Here is a 1,989-nt window from a genome sequence, read left to right on the forward strand (position 1 = left end):
CTGCGTACGGATGTGTCCGGTGACCCGACGTTCCGTGAGCTGCTGGGGCGGGTGCGGGCCGCGGATCTGGCGGCGTACGCCCATCAGGAGCTGCCCTTCGAGCAGTTGGTGGAGGCACTCAACCCGGAGCGGTCCCTGTCCCGGCAGCCCCTCTTCCAGGTGATGCTGTCACTCGACAGCAACCCGGCCGCCACGGTCTCCGTACCCGGACTCGAGGTGCGTACCCGGGTGGTGCGGGCCGAGGTCGCCCGCGTCGACCTCACGCTCAGCCTCAGCGAGCTGAACGGCGGCGGTGTCGACGGCTCCCTGGAGTACGCCACCGACCTGTTCGAGGCGGACACCGCCGCCGCGCTCATGGCCCGCCTGGTACGCCTGCTCGGCGCGGCGGTGGCCGATCCCTCCGTCGCCGTGTCCGGTCTTGACGTCCTGCGGCCGGGCGAGGCGGCGACGCTGACCGGGGAGTGGAACGAACCCGCGCTGCCCGCCACGGCGGACCGCACGCCCCGCACGGTCCAGGAACGCTTCGCCGGGCAGGCCGCCCGCACCCCGGACGCGGTCGCGCTGCGCGAGGCCGACGGCGGCACCGTCACCTACCGGGAGCTGGACCGGCGCCAGCGCCGGCTCGCGGGACGGCTGCGCGCCCTCGGTGTCGGCCCCGGCAGCCGGGTCGCCGTCCTCCAGGAGCGCTCGGCGTCACTGGTCGTCACGACGCTGGCAATCCTGCGCACCGGAGCCGCCTACGTCCCGCTCAATCCGGCCGACCCCGCGACCCGGATGCGGCACGTCCTGGCCGAGACGGGTGCGGTGGCCCTGGTCACCGACCGGGATCCGGCCCGAACGCCGACGGAGCCGGGGGTCGCGGTGCTGCGCGTGGACGCGGGGCCCGCCGATGAGGCGGGCGACGAGTCGCTCTTCGCGGGCCACCCCGACGATCTCGCCTACGTCATGTACACCTCGGGCTCGACGGGTGCCCCCAAGGGCATCGCCGTCACCCACGCCAACATCCTGGCCCTGGCCGACGACCGGCACTGGCGGTCCGGCGCACACGGCCGGGTCCTGCTGCACTCGCCGTACGCCTTCGACGCCTCCACCTACGAGATGTGGGTGCCGCTGCTGCACGGCGGGGAGGCGGTGCTCGCCCCGGCCGGCCGGCTCGACTCCGCCGCCCTCGCCGAGGCCATCGAACGCCATGACGTCACCGCGGTGTTCCTCACCACGGCTCTGTTCAACCATCTCGTCGAGGACCATCCGCACTGTCTGTCCGGGGTGCGGGAAGTGTGGACCGGCGGTGAGTTCGTCTCTCCCGGCGCGGTCCGCCGAGCCCTCGAACGCTGCCCCGGCACCACCGTCGTGCACGTCTACGGCCCCACCGAGACGACCACGTTCGCGGTCTGCCACCCCCTGACCGGACCGGAGTCCGTCACCGGCGAGACCGTGCCGATCGGCCGCGCACTGGACGGCGACCGCTGCTTCGTGCTCGACGAGCGACTGCGGCCCGTGCCACCCCATGTGGTGGGCGAGCTGTACATCTCCGGCGAGGGCGTGGCCCGCGGATATGTGCGCCAACCCGGTCTGACGGCCGCGCGGTTCGTGGCGTGCCCGTTCGGGGCGCCGGGTGAGCGCATGTACCGCACCGGCGACCTGGTGCGCTGGACCGGCGACGGTCAGCTGGTGTTCGTGGGCCGGTCCGACGACCAGGTGAAGATCCGCGGCCACCGCATCGAACTCGGCGAGATCCAGGCCGCGTTGCTCGACGACCCGACCGTGGCGCACGCCGTGGTCACCGTCCTCGACGACGCCTCCGTCGGCCGTCGGCTGGCCGCCCATGTCGTTCCCGCCGACCTCACCCACCCGCCCGTCGTGGACCGGCTGCGCGACCGGCTCGCCCAGCTCCTGCCCGGGTTCATGGTGCCGGGGGTGTTCGTGGTGGTGGAGGCGTTGCCGTTGACGCCGAACGGGAAGGTGGACCGGCGGGCGTTGCCGGTGCCT

General features: G+C 73.6%; 1 protein-coding gene. It reads left to right on the forward strand.

Annotated features, from left to right (window positions below):
* Positions 1–1,989, forward strand: a 1,989-nt coding sequence (locus tag ACWD1Z_RS37245) for a non-ribosomal peptide synthetase (protein ID WP_451125324.1), incomplete at both ends; no start/stop codon positions are given.

It is taken from the genome of Streptomyces sp. NPDC002784, from assembly GCF_053592135.1.